General features: G+C 39.1%; 18 protein-coding genes. 10 read left to right on the top strand and 8 right to left on the bottom strand.

Annotated features, from left to right (window positions below):
* Positions 1-9 precede the first annotated feature (9 nt).
* Together fmdA and AC1M83_RS05275 are read left to right on the top strand one after the other, a co-directional pair.
* Entirely contained in the window at positions 10-1,188 is a 1,179-nt protein-coding gene (fmdA, locus tag AC1M83_RS05270) for a formamidase (RefSeq protein ID WP_092766540.1), read from the top strand.
* A gap of 121 nt (positions 1,189-1,309) precedes the next feature.
* On the top strand, positions 1,310-1,606 hold the full coding sequence (locus AC1M83_RS05275; RefSeq protein WP_035264759.1) for an FmdB family zinc ribbon protein: 297 nt from the start codon (positions 1,310-1,312) through the stop codon (positions 1,604-1,606).
* A 44-nt stretch (positions 1,607-1,650) separates the two neighbouring features.
* Here the strand turns inward: AC1M83_RS05275 and parE are convergent, their stop codons facing one another.
* Together parE and AC1M83_RS05285 are read right to left on the bottom strand one after the other, a co-directional pair.
* Positions 1,651-3,531 (bottom strand): DNA topoisomerase IV subunit B, encoded by a 1,881-nt coding sequence (gene parE, locus AC1M83_RS05280; RefSeq protein ID WP_481590164.1) that lies wholly within the window; start codon positions 3,529-3,531, stop codon positions 1,651-1,653.
* A 14-nt stretch (positions 3,532-3,545) separates the two neighbouring features.
* Positions 3,546-4,130, bottom strand: coding sequence for a YqiA/YcfP family alpha/beta fold hydrolase (locus tag AC1M83_RS05285; RefSeq protein WP_035264764.1), 585 nt, complete (start codon positions 4,128-4,130; stop codon positions 3,546-3,548).
* Positions 4,131-4,378: 248 nt separating this feature from the next.
* On the opposite strand from AC1M83_RS05285, the gene AC1M83_RS05290 reads away from it, so the two are divergent.
* Complete coding sequence (locus tag AC1M83_RS05290) at positions 4,379-5,710, top strand: PGAP1-like alpha/beta domain-containing protein (protein WP_180028389.1); 1,332 nt, start codon at positions 4,379-4,381, stop codon at positions 5,708-5,710.
* Positions 5,711-5,753: 43 nt separating this feature from the next.
* On the opposite strand, the gene AC1M83_RS05295 is transcribed toward AC1M83_RS05290, so the two are convergent.
* Together AC1M83_RS05295 and gshA are read right to left on the bottom strand one after the other, a co-directional pair.
* Positions 5,754-6,254 carry a disulfide bond formation protein B gene (locus AC1M83_RS05295; RefSeq protein ID WP_481590165.1) on the bottom strand — a complete coding sequence of 167 codons (501 nt, stop codon included), beginning with the start codon at positions 6,252-6,254 and terminating at the stop codon, positions 5,754-5,756.
* Between the two features lie 18 nt (positions 6,255-6,272).
* Positions 6,273-7,850, bottom strand: a complete 1,578-nt coding sequence (gshA, locus tag AC1M83_RS05300) for a glutamate--cysteine ligase (RefSeq protein WP_180028387.1) — start codon at positions 7,848-7,850, stop codon at positions 6,273-6,275.
* Between the two features lie 212 nt (positions 7,851-8,062).
* Here gshA and AC1M83_RS05305 point away from each other — a divergent pair, with 212 nt between their 5' ends.
* The 3 genes from AC1M83_RS05305 to AC1M83_RS05315 are packed head-to-tail and all read left to right on the top strand — an operon-like array spanning position 8,063 to position 10,537.
* Positions 8,063-8,602 (top strand): DUF924 family protein, encoded by a 540-nt coding sequence (locus AC1M83_RS05305; protein WP_035264779.1) that lies wholly within the window; start codon positions 8,063-8,065, stop codon positions 8,600-8,602.
* A gap of 35 nt (positions 8,603-8,637) precedes the next feature.
* Positions 8,638-9,192, top strand: a complete 555-nt coding sequence (locus AC1M83_RS05310; protein WP_180028385.1) for a CC0125/CC1285 family lipoprotein — start codon at positions 8,638-8,640, stop codon at positions 9,190-9,192.
* Positions 9,193-9,229: 37 nt separating this feature from the next.
* Positions 9,230-10,537: a DUF445 domain-containing protein gene (locus AC1M83_RS05315; RefSeq protein WP_481590166.1), complete on the top strand. Its 1,308-nt coding sequence runs from the start codon at positions 9,230-9,232 to the stop codon at positions 10,535-10,537.
* A 187-nt stretch (positions 10,538-10,724) separates the two neighbouring features.
* Here the strand turns inward: AC1M83_RS05315 and thrH are convergent, their stop codons facing one another.
* The 3 genes from thrH to AC1M83_RS05330 are packed head-to-tail and all read right to left on the bottom strand — an operon-like array spanning position 10,725 to position 12,752.
* Positions 10,725-11,357: a bifunctional phosphoserine phosphatase/homoserine phosphotransferase ThrH gene (gene thrH, locus AC1M83_RS05320; RefSeq protein ID WP_092766549.1), complete on the bottom strand. Its 633-nt coding sequence runs from the start codon at positions 11,355-11,357 to the stop codon at positions 10,725-10,727.
* 12 nt (positions 11,358-11,369) lie between these two features.
* Entirely contained in the window at positions 11,370-11,978 is a 609-nt protein-coding gene (locus AC1M83_RS05325; RefSeq protein ID WP_481590167.1) for a LysE family translocator, read from the bottom strand.
* 3 nt (positions 11,979-11,981) lie between these two features.
* On the bottom strand, positions 11,982-12,752 hold the full coding sequence (locus AC1M83_RS05330) for a 2OG-Fe dioxygenase family protein (RefSeq protein ID WP_481590168.1): 771 nt from the start codon (positions 12,750-12,752) through the stop codon (positions 11,982-11,984).
* A gap of 97 nt (positions 12,753-12,849) precedes the next feature.
* Here AC1M83_RS05330 and AC1M83_RS05335 point away from each other — a divergent pair, with 97 nt between their 5' ends.
* From AC1M83_RS05335 to AC1M83_RS05345, 3 genes are all read left to right on the top strand, one after another.
* Positions 12,850-13,722, top strand: coding sequence for a LysR family transcriptional regulator (locus AC1M83_RS05335; protein ID WP_481590169.1), 873 nt, complete (start codon positions 12,850-12,852; stop codon positions 13,720-13,722).
* A 155-nt stretch (positions 13,723-13,877) separates the two neighbouring features.
* Positions 13,878-15,041, top strand: coding sequence for a methionine aminotransferase (locus tag AC1M83_RS05340; protein ID WP_481590170.1), 1,164 nt, complete (start codon positions 13,878-13,880; stop codon positions 15,039-15,041).
* Positions 15,042-15,145: 104 nt separating this feature from the next.
* Positions 15,146-16,513, top strand: a complete 1,368-nt coding sequence (locus AC1M83_RS05345) for an MATE family efflux transporter (protein WP_092766554.1) — start codon at positions 15,146-15,148, stop codon at positions 16,511-16,513.
* Between the two features lie 51 nt (positions 16,514-16,564).
* On the opposite strand, the gene AC1M83_RS05350 is transcribed toward AC1M83_RS05345, so the two are convergent.
* Entirely contained in the window at positions 16,565-17,410 is an 846-nt protein-coding gene (locus AC1M83_RS05350; RefSeq protein ID WP_035264797.1) for an SDR family NAD(P)-dependent oxidoreductase, read from the bottom strand.
* A 198-nt stretch (positions 17,411-17,608) separates the two neighbouring features.
* Between AC1M83_RS05350 and AC1M83_RS05355 the strand changes: the two genes are divergently transcribed.
* Positions 17,609-18,295 (top strand): TetR/AcrR family transcriptional regulator, encoded by a 687-nt coding sequence (locus AC1M83_RS05355; protein WP_035264798.1) that lies wholly within the window; start codon positions 17,609-17,611, stop codon positions 18,293-18,295.
* Positions 18,296-18,330 lie beyond the last annotated feature (35 nt).

An 18,330-nucleotide genomic window follows, 5' to 3' on the forward strand; every position in this document is an offset into this window, starting at 1 on the left:
GGATACATTATGCAACATATTAAAATCAAACCAGGAGTTCCACTTGCGGAGCAAGCCGAAATTGGTCACAACCGTTGGCACCCAGACTTACCTTTTCTGACATCAGTAAAACCTGGTGAAGAAATTCTGATTGAAAGTTTGGATTTCCTTGACGCACAAATTAAAGATACTGACGATATTTCTGATGTTAAAAATGTGGATTTAACACGTGCTCATCCTTTAACAGGGCCATTCTATGTTGAAGGTGCAGAACCAGGTGATTTGTTGGTCATTGATCTACTAGACATTCAACCGATTTCTGATGTGGGTTTTTCGGGTGTTTTTGCCAAGGAAAATGGTGGTGGCTTCTTGGCGGACTATTTCCCAGAGGCAGATAAAGCCATTTGGGATTTGAAAGGTTTATTTGCAACTTCACGTCATATCCCTGGTGTACGTATTGCAGGATTAAAACATCCTGGCTTGATGGGAACTCTACCATCACATGATTTACTGAAAGAATGGAATCGCCGTGAAGCATTGCTCGTTCCTAAAGGTCAGGCAAACCCTCCTGATCCACGTACAGCCGTTCTACGTGGTGTGAAAGGTCCCGAATTTGATCGTATGGCGGCTGAAGCTGCACGCACAGTTCCTCCACGTGAACATGGGGGTAACACAGACATTAAAGACCTTGCTGCAGGAAGCCGTATTTACTTCCCTGTTTATCAAAAAGGTGCTGGCTTCTCAATGGGCGACCTCCACTTCTCACAAGGTGATGGTGAAATTGGTTTCTGTGGTGCGATTGAAATGGATGGCGTTACACGTGTCGGTTTCGATTTAATCAAAGGTGGGATGGAAAAATACAATATTGATTCACCCATCTTTGTTCCAAGCAATGTACGTCCAAATTATGATCAATGGCTGACTTTCGAAGGGATCAGTGTTGAAGATGGTGTAAATCACTATCTCGATGCGACAGTGGCTTACCGCCAAGCATGTTTAAAAGCCATCAAGTATCTTGAAAACTTTGGCTTTACTGGGTCACAAGCCTACATGTTACTTACCGCTGCACCAGTTGAAGGTCGTATCGGAGGTATTGTAGATATTCCAAACTGTGCATGTACCGTCTCACTCCCAACCTCCATTTTTGAACAAAATATCTTGCCGCAAGGTGCTTTAAATGACGATAAATTTTGGGGGCATAAACGCTAATTAGCGCATTATTGTTGTTACAGGTTTCACCATTTTACGGGGTAGCTTGAGTAAGCATGCGAGCTACCTCCTTTTTAACTTTTAAACATGCGCATGCTTAAAAATAAGTAGGAGCACGACCATGCCATTATACGATTTCCGCTGTGAGCACTGCGAAGGAATTTTTGAACAACGTGTGCCTATTTCTAGGATTGCAACTGACACCATCGAATGCAAATACTGCCAACAACCCACCTTAGCGAAACCGATGATTACTGGCAGACAACAAATCAACATGAAGACCAAATGGCGCCCAGGATCAGGTGCAGAACAACTTGCAGGACCTTTAGTGGGCGGTCCAGGTACCAATAAAAATAGTGCACGCAGTTCAGTGCTACACAACTGTCGTGGTGTGAATTGTTCACTCTGTGAAGTATAAAAAAGCCCGCATCTGCGGGCTTTAATGCTCGTGTCTGCAGAAAATTAAACGACTAATTCAGCTAAGTTGCCTTTTTGTTCCAACCATTCTTTACGATCACTTGCGCGTTTCTTGGCTAATAATTTATCTAATAAACCTGAAGTAAAATGCACATCATCCAAATCTAGTTGCACCAAACGACGAGTATTGGGATCCAATGTTGTTTCACGGAGCTGACTTGCATTCATCTCACCCAAACCTTTAAATCGTGTGATTTGTGGGGATTTAGTTTTGGCTTTTTTCAATATGCCTTCTAATTCTACTTCGTCAAGCGCGTAATGCACATCTTTACCGTCATCAATACGGAATAAAGGTGGCATCGCAACAAATAAGTGCCCTGCTTCAACTAGACTTGGGAAGTGCTTCACAAATAATGCACATAGCAAAGTCGCAATATGTAATCCATCTGAGTCTGCATCGGCAAGAATACAGATCTTGCCATAGCGAAGTTCAGACAAATCATCAGAACCCGGATCGACTCCTATTGCGATTGCAATATTATGAACCTCTTGAGAAGCAAGTACTTCATCTGAAGAGACTTCCCAAGTGTTTAAAATTTTTCCGCGGATCGGCATAATCGCTTGGAAATTCTTATCACGCGCCTGTTTGGCAGATCCTCCAGCAGAATCACCTTCCACAATAAATAGTTCTGACTCTTCCAAACTATGTCCCACACAATCAGATAATTTGCCTGGTAAAGTTGGACCTGAAACGATTTTTTTGCGCTCAACTTTCTTCGCTGCTTTTAAACGACGTCCCGCTTTTGAAATCGCCATTTCAGCCAATTGCATTGCAATTTCAGAGTTTTGATTCAACCATAAGGCAAAAGCATCTTTTGCGATGTTCTGCACAATCGCAGAGGCTTCACGACTTGAAAGACGCTCTTTGGTTTGACCTGAAAATTGTGGCTCTTGAAATTTCAAAGACAGAATATAGTTCACGCCATCCCACACATCTTCCGCTGAAAGCTTCATATTACGTGGTAAGAGATTACGTAACTCACAGAACTCACGGATCGCATCCGTCACACCTGAACGAAGACCATTCACATGTGTGCCACCTTGCGCCGTTGGAATCAAGTTCACATAAGATTCTTGAATGCTCTCTCCGCCTTCAACATTCCAACAAATCGCAAACTCCGCACTGGCACGTTCCGCGTCACCTGTAGCGACAAATGCAGGCATAGGGATGATTTCACGATCTTCCAACTCATCCATCAAATAATCGACGAGACCATTTTCAAACTGCCAAGTGATCTTTTCGTCGTTAATTTCATCAACATAATTGATTTGTAAGCCAGCAGCTAATACCGCCTTCGCTTTTAAATTGTGTTTAAGTGCCTTTAATGCAAATTTAGGTGAATCAAAATATTTCGCTTCAGGCCAAAAGTGAACTGAGGTACCCGATGCACGTTTAGGTGCTTTACCTTCCAGAACTTCAAGTGGTGCCGTTGCTTCACCTTGCTCAAAGGCCATTTTGTACAAATTACCTTGGCGCTGAACTTGGACTTCCACACGTGTGGAAAGCGCATTTACAACAGAAATACCAACCCCGTGCAAACCACCAGAGAATTGATAATTATCTGTGCTGAATTTCCCGCCTGCATGCAGTTTAGTCAGAATAATTTCAATGCCGCTTTGACCATATTCAGGATGAATATCAACTGGCATACCACGCCCGTTATCTTCTACTGACAATGAACCATCTTTATACACAGTCACTGTAATTTTATTCGCGTGTCCTGCCAATGCTTCATCGACCGCATTATCAATGACCTCTTGCGCCAAATGGTTTGGACGTGTGGTATCGGTATACATGCCTGGACGACGGCGTACAGGATCTAAACCAGATAAGACTTCAAGGGATTGGGCCGTATATTGAGACACGTTGAATTGTTTCCTTATTTTAAGCTGTCAGCTAAAAACTGATATACCAAGGGTATTTTATCCGCGAAATCATCCATCGCGTGATTGCCATATGTTTCTGTAATGAGGAACGCTTGATGACCATCGCAATTATAATAACGTTCCGCTTCACGATAATCCAAAACTTCATCACCTTGTTGTAACAAGACCAAGATTTTGTCTGCATCTTGCACAAACGGAACTGCCATATGCTCCAATTGATCAAGCTGAGCTTCATCTAACGACCAATTCGCAGTGACTGGATAAGGAAACTGCGCCGTTGAAAACAAGTTTCTAAATAATTTCCATGGTTGCATAGCGGGATTAATCAGTACAGCTGCGACTCCATGTTTCGCGGCAAGCTGCGTCGCATAAAATCCACCTAAACTGCTCCCAATCAAAACGACATTTGACATAGACTCGATGAGTGTCGAAATCGAAGTAATGACCTGATCAGGCGGCATATTTAAATCGGGTAAATGCACTTGTACATGTTCATGTCTTTCAAAATACTGACGAATCAGTTGCCCTTTAATCGAAAAAGGACTACTTTGAAATCCATGTAGATAGATAATATTCATGAACTGATTAATTGCATTTTCCTCAAAATTGTTCTAATTTTTATTGTGAATCAGATCACATATTTGTTTCTCTTTTGTACGATCACAAATATTGTCAGACAAAAAAATTAGAGCCGATCTGAAATCAAAGTTATCTTAAAAATTGTTCGGGATGAACAACATAAGATAAATACAAGGAATTTTATACAGTGATCATTGCTAAAAATAAAGTGTCTTTAGATGATCATGCACTATCAGGATAAGACTAGATGCCGAGTTTAACGCCACTACATGAAACCTATTGTAAATGGGATCGATCTCCTCCGAGTCAGGCCGATGTGCTTGAAGGTTTGGCACAACTGGTCAGCACTCCAATTAACCTTGCTGTTCAAAATCTCATTCAATCACTTCAACGTGAAGTGCTCTTAACCGTATTTGGTTTAAGTAAAAAAACATCAAAAGAATTTCAAAAGAAAACCTACGTTCGAAAGTTATATCAATTTTCATATGACACGCTTCTAAATTACGGAAATTATTTGGTCGCACCAGCCCTGCGCAAAATCATTGATCAATTTCCGAAACTCCATGATAAACCCCTCACGCCAAAAATGATTTTTTTGGTCAGTGCTCTTAATGGCGTGATTGGCGACTATTTACTTAAAAATCAAAATCCGTTGGCGATTACCAGTAATCTGTATGATCACTATGGAGAGTTACAACAGGGTGACCTGTCAGGTCGTGTCGTGATCTTTTGCCATGGTCTGTGCATGAATCATCTTGATTGGACCAATCGCAACTATGGCGGTATTGGTGAAAAACTGCTTGCACAACGCGACAACAACACCATGCTTTATTTGCATTACAACACTGGTCGCAGAATTTCAGCGAATGGTCGTTCGTTGGCCAATATGCTTGAAGACTTGGTAAAGCGCAATCCACGTATCACCAGCCTTGATTTAATCGGTCACAGTATGGGTGGTTTGGTTTCTCGAAGTGCTTTGTTTTATGGTAAACAAAATCTCCATCAATGGTTTCACATGGCAGAGAATTTGGTCTGCTTAGGTTCTCCACATCATGGTGCAGTTCTAGAACGTATTGGCTTTGCCGTTCAAGAAAAAATTGGACACTTTCCCGTCATCAAGTTAGCCAGCCACATTGTGAATATTCGCAGTGATGGTATTTTGGATTTACGCCATGGTAGTGTCCGTGATGATGACTGGGAACACAATCACGCTCGTATTGGCATGATGGATGATAATCGTAAACCTGCACCGCTGCCTTCACATATCAATACATTCCTAGTAGCTGGAACAATTGAGTTTGAAAATCGTAAAAATCGTACACTCAAAGTCATTGGCGATTACTTAGTGAGTGTGCAAAGTGCTTTGGGTGAGCATCCAAATCCGCGATTCCAACTGAAATTGCCAGAATCACACAAAGCTGTGTTCTACGGGCTCAATCATATGGAGATTCAATACCATTCCAGTGTTGCTGAGCAAATCGTTAAATGGTTCTATCCACATCACGATGAATTAGCTGAAGAGCAAATCCGTAAATATTTAATCAAATTAGAAAGCATGGAAGGAATCGTAGAAACCTGACCATCTTCAATAAAAAAGCCAACTATTAGTTGGCTTTTTTATTTTAAGCAGGATACTTTCTGAATAACTGCCAAATCGAGATGATCAGCAAAATACTAAAAAATACCAAAGACCATACAGGTAAAGACTGACCTAGGAAAGTCCAGTCTACTACCGCACATTCGCCTGATCCTGACAGCACTTGTTGAAGCACTGTTTTAAGCGGCAAAGCATCTACCAAATAATCTAAACCAGGCCCACAACTTGGCACTTTATCTGGAGGTAAACTCTGCAGCCAGACATGACGTGCAGCAACACCCGCTGACCATAAAATCGATAATGTCCCTAGGAAAGCATATGCTCGTTTTAAACCATTACGGACGGGATTGTGTAGAACCGCAATAAAAGAAATCAGTCCCAGTCCGATCAGACCTAACCGTTGAAATACACACAATGGACAAGGCTCAAGTCCTTGGACATGTTCGAGATACAACGCGAAGACCATTCCAATCACGCTGGCTACAAACAACAGACCACTCACCATGCGATAATTTTGCCACTGCATATACTTTCCTCAATATTTTTATCGATATGCTTTTAAATATTCTTTAAAGCTTAGACTACACTCTGCTTCCAACTGTTGTTGCTGTTCAAGTGATTGCACTGTGAGTTGTTCAAAATAGGTGACTTTATCCTGAGATAACACATAATTTTGATAATGATCAGCATGTTGATGCGCGAGCACACTGCCTAAGCTCCAAGTACCACTATGTTTTACAGTATCTTCTACTATTTTCGCAGAGAAGGTTTCATCCACCTCATCTACACGTGATTGCATGATTTGCATTGCATCAGAATACAACGAGGTCAAGTGAACTTGATCTAACGTTTCTGCTAAAGGCTGCATCTGTTTGAGATATTGATTTGCCCATGTCTCAATTTCAATTGATTGACCATTTTCAACAATGGCAGCATTTGGCGCACGTCCACGATTCACAACTTCTTGCTGGTTTTGTTCAATCACTTCAAGTTCATCATCTAGCAGCTCAGGACTGTCTTTTAATAAACAATAAAGCGCTAATACCTCTAAGAAGCCTGCAGTATCTTCATTAATACCAATAGGGCTGTATGGATTCACATCTACTGCGCGCAATTCTACATACCCTACACCACGGTTTGCTAATGCATCAGATGGTGTTTCACCAGACTGTGGTACTTGTTTAGGGCGTACAAGACTGTAGTACTCATTTTCAATTTGCAGTACGTGATCATTAATTTGGATCGGTTCGCCCGCTTCGTCATCTAATCCCAAACGACTGAAAGCAGCATAAGACGTTTTCACCGCCTTTTGTAAGCCTGCTAAATATCCTTTCAAATCATTGTAATGAATACCTAACTCTTTCTGCGCTGAGTTTTGATATCCAAAGCGCCCCATACGCAATGCAGTGGCATATGGCAAATACAATGTTCCCTTAATTAAAGGCAATAAATGATGTTCACGACCCGTCATAAAACAACGACAGACCGATGGGCTTGCACCTATCAAAAACATAACCAATGGGGTTAAACGAATGAAATTTCGAATTAAAGCGAAATATCGATGGCTGCGATAATCCTGCAAACTGAGCTGTTTTAAAGCTTCATCTTGCTCGTTTGCTTGCAACTGCTCAAACAACGCATCAGGGAATGAAACATTGTAATGTACACCTGAAATCGTCTGCATACGACGACCATAACGTACACCTAAACCACGACGGTATAAGGTTTTGAATTTACCAATATTGGACGAGCCATATTGCGCAAGACGAATACTTTCTTCTTCATCATCCAACATACATGGCATCGACATTGGCCATAGCTTTTCACCATCTTCTAGATGTCGATGAGTGAAAGCATGAATATCTTCTAAGTAGCTTAATGCTTCAGGAATTGAAGATTGAGGAGGCGTAATAAACTCAAGTAAGGCTTCAGAATAATCTGTCGTAATATGAGGATGAGTTAACGCAGAGCCTAAACCCTTAGGATGATCTTTCTGGGAGATAAAGCCATCACTTTGCATCCTTAAGCTTTCGCGCTCAATGCCTCGTAACATACCTTTAAACACCGACGAATCCACCCAATTTGGTAAAATTGTTTCAGAGAGCGCTTCGGGTTGACTCATTACTTACTCGCTTATCTAGAAGAACGACTGAGATAAAAAATTATTGATTTATATCAAGTATACCGTGATTTATATTCCCAAATGCAGTTTGCATATACATTTCAGTTGGATAAACCTTTTATTTTGGCAAATTTTTAACACAATCTTAGTCTTTAAGACATCTGAAATTTGTGATTTTATTGCAGAATAAATGCTAACAAACTGTAAAGAATATGAATTATCACAACGTTATAGATTTTTGGTTCAGTGCTGAAACTCAACCACATTGGTTTGCGAAAAGCGATGCTTTCGATCAACTTATTCAAGCGCAATTTGGTCACACCATCCAACAAGCTGCCGCAGGCGAACTATGGACATGGCGGGAAACTGCTTTAGGACGCTTAGCAGAAATCATTGTCTTGGATCAATTTTCTCGTAATGTTTATCGTGGCAAAGCTGAATCTTTTGCCCAAGATCCATTAGCACTTGGGCTAGCTCAAGAAGCGGTTCGTCTTGGTTTAGATCTCGAACTGGAACCTGAACAACGTAGCTTCTTATATATGCCTTTCATGCATAGCGAATCAAAAATCATTCACACTCAAGCGCTTCGTTTGTTTGAGGCATTAGGCAACCCTGTAAATTTAGACTTTGAGAAAAAGCATCAAGTCATCATTGAACGTTTCGGCCGCTATCCTCATCGTAATGAAATTTTAAATCGTCTCTCTACGCCTGAGGAAATAGAATTCTTAAAACAGCCAAACAGTAGCTTCTAAATTGATATTGACACAACAGACTTCAGGAGAGCGAAATGAAAAACTTATGCATGATTTTGGGATTATCTGGCATGCTCCTGCTGTCTGGTTGTGTCACGACGCCAAGTAAACCGCGTACATTTGATCAGCTTGGGCAATTCGCAACTATTCCCTTGAACCAATCAACGTATCGTATTAGTTTTCAAGGCTCATCTAACATGAGCTATGGTACAGCTGAAGAAATAACCTTACTTAAAGCTGCACAAACAACAGTCAAACAGGGCTTTCATTTTTTTAAAGTCCAAGATGATCCAAGCAATCGCACACAACAACCACCTCGTCAAGCTGTGGTTTATTCCAATCCTTACCCGTATGGTTATGGATATCGTAGACATCCTATGTTCTTTGATCCTTTTTATGATGTGCCACAGGTGGTCAGTTTAGAGCCAGTTCAAGTAGCCTATACCATCACCTGTTTTAAAGATCAAAAAACAGCACCTCAAGATGCTTTTGATGCACGTTTAATTTTACAGGCCTTAGGGTCTAAATATGGTTTAAGTGCTACAGGCGACATACTGCCTGTACAAACACAGCCTTCTCAATCACAATAAAATAATATTAATACAACAGCTTACATAGGAATTATGCATGAGTGTATCACCAACAATGACTACCCCTAGTCTGGATCGAAGCAAACGGTTTGCCATGATCGCACTGGTTGTCGCTGTATTGGCTTGGATATCGCTCATGGTGGCTGCCAAAATTTTTCCAGAATATGTTTGGCTTATTCATATTTTAATGTTGTCTGCTGAAGCAGGTGTGGTTGGTGGTTTAGCAGATTGGTATGCCATTACGGTTTTGTTTCGGAACCCATTCGGCCGTATCCCTATTCCTAAGTTTTTAAAAGATCACACCGAAATTATTCCACGTAACAAAGCGCGTATTGCAGAATCCATGGGACGTTTTGTTCAAGAAAACTTCCTATCGCCACAGATTGTGGCAAAAAGCTTGAGTCAAACAGATGTGAGTTTGGCAGTAGGACAATGGCTAGCCAATCCAGATAACAATCGTCAAGTGACTCAAGTGATTCAACAGACAGTGCCTAAAGTTTTTGAGTTTGTTGGACAAGAACAAGTCGGTAGGTTTATTCAAACTAACAGTGTGCAATGGGTAAAGAACACTCAAATCAATACCCTGGCCAGTGAAATGATGCGTGCCGTATTAGAAAATGACTTCCACCAAGATGTTTTACAACGTGGTCTCGATGTTGCGCACGGTTGGGTGACTTCACATCCTGAACAAACTCGGGAGCTAACCCGCACCCTATTTAAAGAACTCGGAGTGTGGCGTTTAGCCAAAGGCGCAAGTTGGATCGGTATCGATGTTCAACAAAGAACGATTGACTCTTTAATAGAGCGTGTCGAGTCAATGTTGGCAGATCCAGAGCATCCATGGCGTCAAAAAATTGAGAGTATTGCACAGCATTTAATGACTGAACTGGCAAATCCTGAAAGTCAGGCGAGTCTTAAATTAAATGAAACTAAAAATGCATTGTTAGATAGTCCTCAAGTTTTAAATTTTATTACTGGTGCCGTCGTCATTCTGTGCAATGCCATTCGTGAAGATTTGGAGAAAGCAGATTCAGGTATAGCTGAAAATTTACGTGTTGCGATTCAACAAGTCGGTCAAAACATCATTTCCAATCCTGCATTACGCCAATTATTAAATGAAAAAATGAGTTCAATGGCAGTCAATCTCAGTGATCAATACAGCGAAAAAGTCATTTTATTTATCAGTGAACGCATTCACGAATGGGACTCACGAGAAATGATCGATAAAATTGAAAATGAAGTCGGTGGTGACTTACATATGATTCGCGTCAACGGTGTTGTCGTTGGTGCATTTATCGGTTTAGTGTTAGGGATCATCCGAGCAGCAGTTGAATTTTTGATTTAACTTAGAAATGAAATTTAAATTTGGTCGCTGACTAAAATTGAATTCATTGTGAATTGACGTCATCAAAAAGCCCATTTCTGCATGAATGGGCTGTATTTATTATTCTTAATCCATTTAAATAACTAAGCTATCACTAGAGTCATTCCTATCTGCTTCATCTTATATAAACCATAATAATATTATAAGGTTACATAATTTTTTTACGATTTAAATGTGAAATAATATCTTGATAAGAGTCTACTTTACAAAAATAAGCTGGGGAGTTCTTTCTCACGTCTTCTGAGGGTTGAAATAAAAAACCATAATCAACTAAATGCAACATCGAAAAATCATTGAATGCATCACCGATCGCAATACTATTGGTCATTGAAACGTTTTCTTTTTGGAACTTTACAATAATTTCATGTTTCCCTTTATCTCGTGTATACAGAACATTTTCTATAAATCCATCTGGTCCAATTTCTAAGTGATGACAATATGTATTTTTAACAGGAAGATTTAATTTTTCAAAAAAGGGAAATAAAAACTCATAAAAGCAATCTGAAATAATGTTAACTTCAAAATTTTCAGCCTTTTGCAAATATTCTAAAAACTCCTTAGCATCTGGAATGACATCCAGTTCTTTAATGTCATCGATTAATTGTTTTAAAGGAATTTTATTTTCTTTCAGTAAATTAATTCTAAATTCCATCAGAGACTTATAGTCTGCGACTTCTCGAGTTGTAATCGCCAACTCTGGGATATTGTATACATTTGAAAAGTGTTTCCATATTTCAGGGACAAGAACACCTTCCATATCGATAAAAGCCATCTTTTTCATATTGCTACCCTATTATTGAAATTTAGCAAACAGAAGTGCTATCCCTAGCAGACATAATACAGTTCCAATCACTCGGTTAATCTGTACTTGCTTAGCTAACATTTTCTGTCTTAAAACAATCGATGAAAAAAGCAAAGCCACCAATCCAAACCATAAAAAATGAGCAAAAGACATAAATAGCCCATAACCGACCAGAATCGCTTTCGGCGTACTCACACTGATGATCTGAGTGTATGTACTAATCACAAATAAAGTCGTTTTAGGATTAAGTGCATTGGTGAAAAAGCCATATTTCACTGCTTGAAAAGGATTAATTGCAGCAGTTGATGACATCTCGACAACCGGACTTTGTACAAAAGTTTTATAACCGATATAGATGAGATAGATGGCTCCAATATACTTCACAATATTTAGAATTTGAGGTGTATACGCCATGACAAATGCGACAGCAATAAGCGTATAAGTCACATGAATCAACACACCTAAAGAAATTCCCAGTGAAGTGAGAACACCTATCCTTCTACCATATAAGTAACTGTTTTTTGTCACGATAGCAAAATCAGCACCAGGACTCACAACAGCGAGTATGGTGATGAGAATAACTGCTATAAACTCACCCATTCATTATGCCTTTTTAAACGTGATCACTAATACATCTCTTAATCCAGTATCACCCAACGTAAAATCATTGACTTTGATTTCCGTTACGCTGTGATAGACCTGATGATCATCCACAAGTGCGATATCTAAAAAATTTTCGAGCATAAATTCTGCTTTCAAATTCTTATTCAAGTCATAAATTCGGGTCATTCCACCTTGAACATTTTGACGGTTGATCATGGCCATTAAAACGAAATCCACACCATCGCGATGTATCCCTTCAGGGGTTGGCTTACCACTATCGTCAAATTTTGCTTCAATGCGAAATTGATGCGCTTCGATAAACCAATTTTCAGTTTCAATTTCTGAAAAGGTGAGATATGCGAGTTGTAGTAAATTTCTAAAAATTGGATTTTCAATTGTATTTTTATTAATCTCTGAAAAATATCTCGCAATTCCACCATTCAAAGTGTTGTATTCAATCGTCTGAAAATGAGGAATATAAGAATTTTTCAGTAAAATTTTATGCTTATCATTAATAGTAAAAGTTGCATGTTTTCTTGTTCGATATTTACCTTTATCCGACATAAATTGATCTAAATCTAGAGCGTTCCAACTGTCTATAAAATCACTGACATCTTGCTCATTAACATCGTGAAAATTATTATTTTTCTGTATTTCTTGGAATGTATTTAAATCAATAAACGCATAACCCTTTTTGATTATCTCTTTTGAATATGTGTATTCATCGAGATGCTGCTTGTTAAATGGACTGAATTTTAATATATTTTCCATTGTATTAGATCAATTTTGCTGTTGGTAATCTTCATTTTGAACAAAAGTTAAAAAAATAAAATCAATAAAATCGACTAAAAATATATGAGTTTTTGGAATGATAGAAAAAATATCTTTGAATTCACTGAAGTTTTTTTATTTTGTCGCTAAATACAGCAGTGTCACGATTGCAGCAAAGAAATTATTTGTTACGCAAAGTGCCGTCAGTAAGCAAATTTACAATCTCGAAGAAATATTAAATATCACATTATTTGAACGACGAAATAAAACCTTGATACTCACCAAAGAAGGAGAAACTCTTTTTCATTGCGCTCAGAATATTTTCAATCAATTGGATGATTGTTTAATTGGACTAACTCAAAATAAAACTGAAAACAAACAATTGGTACTGTCCTGTGAACCAACCATTTCGATGAAGTGGTTAATTCCACGACTTGTTGAATTTAAAAAACTTGGACATGATTTTGAAGTGGTTTTGCTCACAGGTGGTGGTGTAGTCGACTTTGAAAAAGATAATATCGATATCGCAATACGAAGAAATGATTTTGAATGGGGATCGCATCTGTTTAGTGAGAAAATTGGCGATGAATATATTGTGGCAGTCCAAGCATCTCACCACCCTAAAACCAAAGAATTGTTAATTTCTAAATCACGCCCTTATTTTTCAAAAAAATTACACCAATTGGATGAACTCAAAGATATTTTGAAGAAACATTCCAAAATAGAATTAGAGCATTTTTACTTATGTTTAGAAGGCTGCTTGGCTGGCCTAGGAAAGACGATCATTTCTATCTACATGATTGAAAAAGAATTAGAGCTCAAGTCTGTAAAAAAAATAACACCAATTCTTCAGGATGGTTCTGCCTATTATCTACTGTCCCATACTAGATTTATTGAAGATCCTCGGAAGATTATTTTTTTAAATTGGTTAAAAAATGAAATAATGCAAAGTCAGATCAATCATTTTTAACATGAGATCACATAGATCATCTAAGGTTTTAAACTTAATTGAAGATCATTAGAATCTTATGAAAATTAAAACGAATATGTCGCAGATATTTGTATTTAGTGCAGGCATTTCAACTGCTAAACTACGAAGAAACGGGCTAAATATTACTATCCAACATGATTAAAATTGAATCTAAATTACCAGACTTAGGTGTCACTATTTTTAGCGTGATGTCAGCACTCGCCCAAAAGTTGAACGCGTTAAATCTTTCTCAAGGTTTTCCTGATTTTCCACCTCCTCCTGAATTAATTGCAGCTTTAGCTCAAGCCACACAACAAGGCTATAACCAATATCCACCTGGTGACGGTCTGCTGAGTTTAAGACAAAAAATTGCAGCCCAATTCTGCCAACGAGACCAAGTCGATTTAGACCCGATCAGCGAAATCACCATTACACCTGGTGCAACGACTGCAATTTTGTGTGCGATTCAAGCTGTTGTAAATGCTGGAGATGAAGTAATTATTTTCGATCCTGCTTATGATAGTTATGCACCTGCAGTGAAACTCGCTGGGGCGCAAGCGATCCATATCAACTTGGTACATCCAGACTTCCATGTTGACTGGAATGTGGTGAAAGATCGAATAAATGAACGAACGCGATTAATCATTGTAAATACACCACATAATCCCTCAGGTGCAATTTGGTCCAAGCAAGATTGGCAACAACTGATCGAGTTGATTCAGGATAAAAACATTTGTGTACTATCTGACGAGGTCTATGAACATTTAGTGTTTGATGGTCAACAACATTATTCTGCGCTTAGTTTTCCTGAACTTCGAGATCGTAGTTTTGTGATTGGTTCATTCGGAAAAACGTTTCATGTTACTGGTTGGAAAACTGGATATTGCGTTGCACCTCAGGCACTGATGAAAGTATTTCGTCAAATTTATCAATTTGCCAATTTCTGTGGTGTCCATCCGATTCAAATCGCGCTTAATCAATTCATCGAACAACATCCTGAACATATTTTAGATCTCCCCAATTTTTATCAAGCTAAACGTGACTTATTCATCCATGGAATTCAACATTCAAAATTTCAATATCTGCCGTCACCAGGAACTTATTTTCAAAACTTAGATTTCAGTACACTAAGACCTGAGCTCACAGATATAGAAATGTGCCAATATCTTGCAGAACAACACAAACTGGTAGCGATTCCTATATCAGTGTTTTATCAACAGCCACCTCAAGATCTGAAGCTCATTCGGGTCTGTTTTGCAAAACGAGAGGAAACCTTGCATCTTGCAGGAGAAATTTTAACGAAGGTTCAATCACAATAACGAAAAGAGACGAGACGGATTACTTTATTACTAAAGCAATTTGAATGATAAGGTGTTAAGGTCAATCCGTTGATATAGAAAACAATAATGGATAAGACTTATATATGGCGAGAACCTTACGGCCGATTGATGAACCTGGTTTCTGGAAAGTTTTTTTAGTTTTTTTAGTTCCGCTGATTGCAACCAATATCCTGCAAAATTTATCAGGCACAATTAATACGATCTTCGTCGGGCAAATGATGGGCGTCCAAGCAATCGCTGCTGTTTCAGTCTTCTTCCCTATTTTGTTCTGTCTCTTGGCTTTCGTAATTGGGCTTTCGGCTGGCTCGACGGTATTGGTTGGTCAAGCGTGGGGAGCACAAAATTTAGAAAAAGTAAGAGCGGTTGTCGGCTCTACTATTTTTATGACATTGATCGGCGGGACGATTATTGCCATTTTAGGTGTTCTATCTGCACGCCACATTCTTGAGGCCTTGGGCACAGACCCAAGTGTCATGCATTTATCTTTGCCTTATGTTCAATGGATGTTAGCAGGTAGCCCACTCCTTTTTATTTATATTATTTATACCTCTATCTTACGTGGTGTCGGTGATAGCATTACACCTCTCATCGCTTTGGGAATGACCAGTTTAATTGGGCTCTTTATTACCCCTGTTCTCATCGCTGGATATTTTGGATTTCCTCAATTGGGTATCATTGCACCTGCCATCGCCACGATTGTGGGTTATCTGGCCGTGCTTATTTTTCTGTACGTTTATTTAAATAAAAAAAATCATCCATTACGTCCAGATTTAGCAATGTGTAAACATGTACGCCACAATCCTGAACTGAGCAAAATTATTCTCAGACTTGGCGTTCCTACAGGCATTCAAATGGTCACGACCTCTGTGGCAGGATTAGTCATTGTCGGCTTGGTCAATCGCTATGGTTCAGAAGCAACAGCTGCTTATGGCGCAGTTAATCAGGTTTTGAACTACATCCAATTCCCTGCTCTGTCTATCGCAATTGCTGCCTCTATTTTTGGGGCTCAAGCGATCGGTGCAGGTAAAGCGGATTCTTTATCACGTGTAACTAAAACAGCACTGGGGATGAATTTTGTCTTTACAGGCGGGCTCGTAATCTTGGCTTATTTGTTCTCAAAATATCTCATGGCATTATTTATTACAGATGAAAAAGTCGTGATACTCGGGCAACAATTATTGTTTATTGTGCTGTGGTCAATTTTATTTTTTGGCGCGAGTGCTATTTTCGCCTCAATTATGCGTGCAAGTGGCACTGTGACTATGCCAATGATCATCAATATTGTAGCCATACTCTGTATAGAACTCCCAGCAGCTTATCTATTTAGCGCATGGTGGGGGCTGGCGGGAATCTGGTACGCTTATGCTTTGGCTTTCGTTTGCTTATGTGTGATGCAAGGTTTGTATTATCAATTTGTTTGGAAAAAGAAAACTGTTCAAGTACTGATTTAAATTAGAAATCAAGAAAATAAAAAACCCGCATGACGCGGGTTTTTTTAACGATTATTTAGAATCGAAACGTTTACTCATTTTAGTCGCAAATGCAGTCACTTTTTGATAGCCCGTTGGCATCACACGTTGCATTAAATCAATCACTTTCGCATCGTTACCAATCAGTAAACGACGGCGATCTTTTTGCACTGCTTCTAGAATTTGACGCGCTGCTTCTTCAGGTGGACAACGTAATAATTTATCAAATGTCTGTGCAGATTTCTGTGGATTCATGCCCAAAGATTTTAAACTGTCATTCATTTTTGCAGCTTTCGCAATATTGGTACGAATGCCACCTGGATGTACGCAAAGCGCGCTCACACCCACATTTTCAATATCTAGCTCTTGACGAAGAGATTCAGTGAAACCACGTACAGCAAATTTAGTTGCATTATACGCAGACTGAGTTGGTTGCGCAGTTAAACCGAATAAACTTGAAATGTTGATAATGTGTCCATCACCTGTTTTCTTAATATATGGTAAGAATTCTTTGGTGCCGTACACGACACCCCAGAAGTTAATGTTAACAATCCATTCCAACTCTTCGTATGTTGCGCCTTCAACGGTCGAACCCAATGCCACCCCAGCATTGTTGAAAATCATGTTCACTGAACCATGATTCTGTACAGTTTCAGCCGCCCATGCTTTAACTTCGTCACGATTCGCAACATCTACTTTCTTGGTTGTGACTCGTACATTTGCATTCTTCGTCAGTTCAACTGTTTCTGCTAAGCCCTTTTCATTTACGTCACTTAAAGACAAATGACAACCTTGCTTGGCCAGTAACACCGCAAGTTGTTGACCAATACCAGAACCTGCACCTGTGATTGCAGCCACTTTGTTTTTAAAATTTTTCATTGTGAATCCTTTTTTTGATTTTTATGCACCACAGCGTTGATCTGGGTCATTCATGTTCACTATAATTTTGACAATTATTATTGTCAATGTAACTATCGACCATTTTTATTGTTACTATAGGCCAATTTAGTATCTTTAGCTGCTCAGTACTCTATACTGACCGCAGCATAACACTTTTATAAAAAGACTCGAATTGCTATGAACCCAGAGAACCTCACTCCATCAGAACACGAGCAAGCGATTGAAAAGCCTCCCGCAAAAGAACGTCAATTTAAAGGGATGTCCTTAACTGAACGCAAACAAGCACGCCGTGAGAAACTTATTGAAGCGGGTATTGAAGCATATGGAACTCATGGTTTTTTCTCAGTAACCGTTAAAGATATTTGCACACAAGCGAAATTAACTGAACGTTACTTTTATGAATCTTTTAAGAAAAGTGAAAACTTATTCCAAACGATCTTTTTAGAACTGATTGAGAAGCTTCAACAAACATTAATGCAAGCTATTATGAAAGCCTCTCCTGAGCCTCTAAACATGATTGATGCAGGTCTAAATGCGTTCTTTAGTTTTTTAGAAGATGATCCGCGTACCGCTCGGATTATTTATATTGATGCAATGCTCGTCCAAGAACTTCATAATCATGCAACCATTCAAGAAACAATGGGCCGTTTCGACCGAATGATTCATGCCTTTGTCACATTAATGATGCCACATACCCATCTCACTGAAAAAGAGATCTCCTTGATTGCAACTGGTCTAAATGGCTATGTCACTCAAGTTGCTGTTCGCTGGGTAGTAGGTGGTTTTAAACTTCCACGTGCTGAGGTCGTTCAGGCATGTAAAACCGTTTTTCTCGCCCTATTGAATGATCTAATGAAAAAGTAGCATCAAATTAAGATGAAGAAATTGTGACAAATCGT

The sequence above is a fragment of the Acinetobacter sp. 25-47-130 genome (genome assembly GCF_056779705.1).